This window comes from Maribacter arcticus (assembly GCF_900167935.1).
Lineage (GTDB): Bacteria > Bacteroidota > Bacteroidia > Flavobacteriales > Flavobacteriaceae > Maribacter > Maribacter arcticus.
The window spans coordinates 1-5,787 of record NZ_FUYL01000016.1 but is presented as its reverse complement, the minus strand read 5'-3'; the positions used below and the strand labels follow the sequence as shown (position 1 = coordinate 5,787).

At 40.9% G+C, this 5,787-nt stretch carries 1 pseudogene; it reads left to right on the top strand.

From position 1 onward, the window contains the following. A pseudogene (locus tag B5X55_RS18495) lies at window positions 1-5,787 on the top strand (SprB repeat-containing protein); the annotation flags it as partial.

Below are 5,787 nucleotides of genomic sequence, written 5' to 3'. Positions count from 1 at the left end.
TTGGCGGAATCATAACCGCTTATCAGACCAGTACTGTTTTTAGCGGAGTATTAGCTGGAACGTATAACGTTCGCGCCATGGATGCGAATGGGTGTATTGATTTAATTGACACACCAATTGTAATTACAGCTCCAATTATACCAGTATTTACATTACAAGAGACAGTTTGTTATAGTGGCAGCAATGATGCGACCATACAAGTAGATGTTACTGCAGGAAACGGAAATTATCTTTTCAGAATCAACGGAGGTACTTATGTGGCCCCAAGTCCGGTTACCGCAACAACGTATACCTTCACGGGACTATCTAGCGGAACGTATACTATAGAGGTTACGGACCAATATGGTTGTGATACCGCGCCTCAAACAATAACTATCGAGCCGCAATTAACGGTATCGGCAAGCGCAAGTAATATAACCGCTTGTGGTACAGATACCGATATCGATATTACCGCTGCTGGTGGAGACGGCAATTATGTGTATGCAGTTGTGGCTGATGGTGCTACACCTACGGCAGGTGATTATGCTACGATCAATCCTGTGACCGTTACTGGTGCAGGTGACTATGATGTATATGTTCTTGATAAAAATGGAGGAACGGATGCGTGTCCTGCAATGTATGATATTACAATTATACAAGATGCTCCAGTAGCGGCAACACCGACAGTTATAGATGTAACTTGTTTCGGCGGCACCAACGGTAGTATTTCTTTAGCACCTTCTGGTGGTGAAGCCCCATATACTTTTAGTATTGATGGAGGAACAACCTATGGGTCTGTAAGTACGTTCAACAATCTGACAGCTGGCACTTATGATGTTAGGGTAAGAGACGTTAATAATTGTGAACTCACATTATCAGTTCCTGTTGACGAATTACCGCAAATAATTGCTGAGAGCGTTCAAACAGAAGATTATACGTGTAATCAATTAGGAGAAATCACTGTTGGTGGCGTAACCCCTACAACAGGAGGTTCAAATAGTTATCAGTATAGTTTAAATGGAGGAACTTGGACTGCAGCGACTGCCGCAGGAGCGGTTTTCACCAATTTAACCGACGGTACATATACTGTACAAGTAAGGGATGCCAATAATATTGGGTGTACTATAAGTCTTCCTAATATTATAATTGCGCCTTTACCTATAGAACCATCTGTGAGCAGCAGTGTTGCTTACAATTGTGATGGATCTGGAAATATTACCATACTTCCTAGCGACCCAACGTATACCTATAGCATCGATGGTAATACCCCACAAGCCAGCAATGTATTTAACAATGCGATTGTAGGTCAACATACCATCACGGTAGATTATGGCAGTGAATGTACGACCGAAATTATTATAGACGTTCAGCCTGGTAATGCATTCGAGGCATCTGTACTTACTTATGAGGATCTGAACTGTAATGCCGACAATTCGGGTACCATTACTTTCGAAGTGGACAATTTCGGCGCCAGTGGATATGAATATAGTTATGATAGTGGTTTTGCAACGATAGAAGGTAATGATACGGCATCAAGTCATACCATTTCTGGATTATCTGCGGGGAATTATACGGTATATGTTAGGGACATAGACAACCCAATAGCTGGTTGTACTGTAACGCTGACCCAAACAATATTGGAACCAAATACTATTTCCGTTAGTAACGTAGAAACTCAACCTAGTTGTGTTGATGATGGTTCAGTTATAATAACTGCTACAGGCGGTACAGGAGCATTTTCATACGAAATTGAATTGCCTGATACTTCCACTACGGGCGCACAAGGCAGTAATTTGTTTACTGGTTTAAACCAATTAGGGTTACATACAATTACCGTTACTGATGCAAATGGATGTACAGCTACCGATACTTTTACATTGGTTGCACCATCTTTACCTACAGCTAGTATTGACCCAACTTCAGATTTGTGTTATGATTCATCTAACCCTGGCTCAGCAACTATTGTCATTGGAGCTTCTGGTGGTTTGGCGCCATATGTGTACAGAATGAATACTGGTGCATATAAAACATCGAATGATTTTGCAAATCTTACACCTGGTAATTATACATTCCAAATAAGAGATGCAAATGGTTGTACAGACACGTTATCATTTACTATAGAACCACAATTAACCGCTAATGTGGTTTTAACGAAAGATATCGATTGTTCGGTTTCACCAGATGCAATTTTAGATTTGCAGGTTAATGGTGGATATTCGCCCTTTACTTATGAATTACAGGTTGATGGAGGTGGTTATACCGCATACATTGGTTCTTTTCCTTACTCAACGGCAACCCCTGGTTTATATAGATTTAGAGTAACAGATGCCCAAGGTTGTAGCGCAGAATCAAATGAAACTACAGTTACTGCAACGGTAAACCCAGTTGCAACTGAAACAGTTATAAATCCAACATGTTTTGGAGATGCCAATGGTGTTGTAGAAATCAATATTGACCCTAGCTATGGATCATCGCCATTTCAAATAAGCTTTGAAGGTAGTTCATTTTCAAATCAAAGAGTGTACCCAGGCTTAGCGGCGGGCACATACACTTACACGGTTAGAGATAGTAAGAGTTGTGTCTATACTGACACTGTTACAGTTACGGATCCAGCACTATTTGATGCAATTGTTGTTGCTACCGATGTTAGTTGTGGTGGTACGGGGGACATTCCTGGTAAAATAGACATTACAATTACAAGCGGAGGGGCGCCTAACTTTACGTATACCTTATACGACAACCAAAATAACGTAGTCGTAACTTTAGGACCAAATCCGATTGTAAATACATCTGCAACAACTGCGACTTTTGATGGTTTGACATTTGGAGATTATTACGTTAGAGTTTTAGATGCTAATGGCTGTGAATTTTATCAGAATCCGGTGCGTGTTTTATCCAACCCGTATTTAAGTATCGATGCCGTTGTACCGGCTGTTAGTTGTATTAGTGGTGGTACGGTTGACTTATTGGCAAGTGGTGGTTCTGGAAATTATGATTTTACCATTTATGGTGCAGGCACAGTTCCTAATTCTGAGACTTCTGGTCCAGGAATCAATGAAGAAAGTGCGACCTATAACGGATTAAACCCTGGGCAAACTTATGTATTTCAAGTAATAGATACAGGCACTAATTGTTCAAGTTATGTTGAAGTGGACATTCCTAGTTTATCATCTATTGACGTTGTTGCCAATCCAATAATTACAGATGTGGCTTGTTTTGGAGATACAAATGGATCGATTGCATTTCAAATTGAAGGATACGATGCATCAGTAACCGATTTATACTATGAAATTAGAGAATCTATAACAAATACATCTTTAGGAGGCGCTTATTCAAATACCATAATTGGAGCGCCAAATGGTCCAGGCCCGACAGCTGTAGAAACAGTGACTAATATTCCTCCAGGAGATTATGTATTATTCTTTAGAGAAGACTCTACTCCAGATTGTACGAATACTTTTGAGTTTAGAATATTGGAACCAAACCCTGTTACCTTAACTTTAGTTGATCAGAATAATGGGTATTGTACTGAGAATGCTAACGTAACAGTTATTGCTGGCGGCGGTAATGGATCTTACACCTATGCTTTTGTGGAAGATGGGTTGTCACCTGTATCAGGAGATTATGGTACAAGTAATTATGCCGAACTAGACCCTTCTGTGAATACAGATTGGGATATATATGTATTAGATGGAAACGGCTGTTCTACAACGCTTCCTTTAATTGTAACAATTGCAGAAGATCCAGCACCAGTAATATCAGCAGTTGTATTAAATCAATGTGCTTCAGATGAAGGTGGATTTATAATTGAAGTAACCTTAGACGGAGAAGGAATTCAACCCTATACATTAAGTGTAAATGGGGGGTCTTATCAGTCTTCAACGCTAACAACTCTAGGTACTACACACCAGTTTAATAATTTAAGTTCAGGTAATTATACAATAGAAGTACGTGATTTTAATGGTTGTGGCAACCAAGTACCTTTAGAAATCTTTAAACCTTCTAATATAACGGCTGAAGTAAGGGCACAACCTACCTGTTTAGGGGGTGATGGCTCTATTTTCATAACGGCCTATGGAGGGTCTGGAGCTTATGAATATGAATTATTTTTCTTTGGTGGCGCATCGGTTGAGGGGCGTAAAGCAACTCCTTTATTTTCTAATTTGGATGCAGGCATGTATACAGCGGCTGTATATGATTTAGACCCTAGATATACTATTTGTAGCGCATTAGTTGATGTAGAATTAGAATTACCAACAGATGTTGCATTTACCACATCAGTAACAGACGTGAGTTGTTTTGGCGGAAGTGATGGTCGTATTGTTGCAACTTTAGACCCAACAATGGACAATCCTCCATATACGTATCAATTGTTTCAGAGGCCTCTTATTGGACCTTTGGTTCCTGTTACGTTGTTGCCGCAAACATCAGGTATTTTCAATAATCTACCTGCAGCCGACAATTATGTAGTACGGGTTTATTCTGGACGCGGTTGTATTTTAGATGAAGACGTTATTGTTAACGAACCTGATGCCATTGCGAACCTTACTGCTTCAGTTGTGGAGTTTGGTTGTAGTGTAGGCAACAATCCTAATAATGCGACGATAACTATTGACGGTTCTGCCATCACTGGCGGTAGTGGTAATTATGTAATCTATGAGTTTGTAAATAGTGGTTCTACGGTTGTACAATCGGGAGCTTCAAATATACTTACGGTAACAGATAGAACAGGTGAGACGTATACAATTAATGTTTACGATGACAAAGGATGTTCAGGTAGCACCACGGCAACGGTACTTCCTTTTGATGAGATGACAGGCGCTACGGCAGCAGTAACCACTTCGGTTACCTGTGCACCAGGAAGTGACGGTGTAATTACGGTTACGGCGACCTCAACGGCTAGCGACAATACTAAATATGAGTACAGTATCGACAACGGTTTAAACTTCCAAGTTTCAAACGTATTTGGAGGATTATCCGCAGGTACGTATAACTTCTTGGTAAGACATACCGATACCGGTTGTATCGTTACGACTTCGGCCAGAATAGAAGAACCAAACACCTTTACCATCGATGTTGTTAAGACGAGCGATGTAGTATGTTTCGGAACGGCTACGGGCGAAGTAACCTTCGAACTTGTTGATGCGACCTATACTACTGGTTTCGATTGGGAAGTTTTCTTGACAGATGGCACTTCGGTTACTAGTGGTTCAGAAGCTGCTAACGGTCCTACACCAATTGTTAACTTGGGTGTAGGCGAATACTATGTATCTATATCACAAGCAAATAATCCTTTCTGTACAAATGTTGAATATTTCAATATTGCAGGACCTGATGCTGATATCAGCGGAGCGACTGCGGTAACAGATATTACATGTGCACCAGGCAATGATGGAAGCATAACAATCATCGATGTAGTCGGTGGATGGGGAGGCTATACGTACTACGTAGGTGTTGGTGTTCCGGTAACTACAGATTTTGTAGCTGGCGCTTCGTTCACGGGGCTTGTAGCAGGTACGTACCAAGCATGGGCACGTGATGCACAGGGTTGTGAAAGATTAATTCAGGACAACATTGTACTTGATGTACCAACTGCAATAGCGGCAACGATACAAGTGAACCAAGAAAACTGTACCAACCTACAGGGTGAAATAGAAGTGTCTTTACCAACTGGCGGACAGGGAAGCAACTATACCTACCAATTGATTATGGACGGAACCAATTTCCGCGCACCTCAGAACACAAGAGTATTCTCTGGACTAGGAGCTGGTAGTTATGAAGTATTGATTACGGATCAATGGGGTTGTA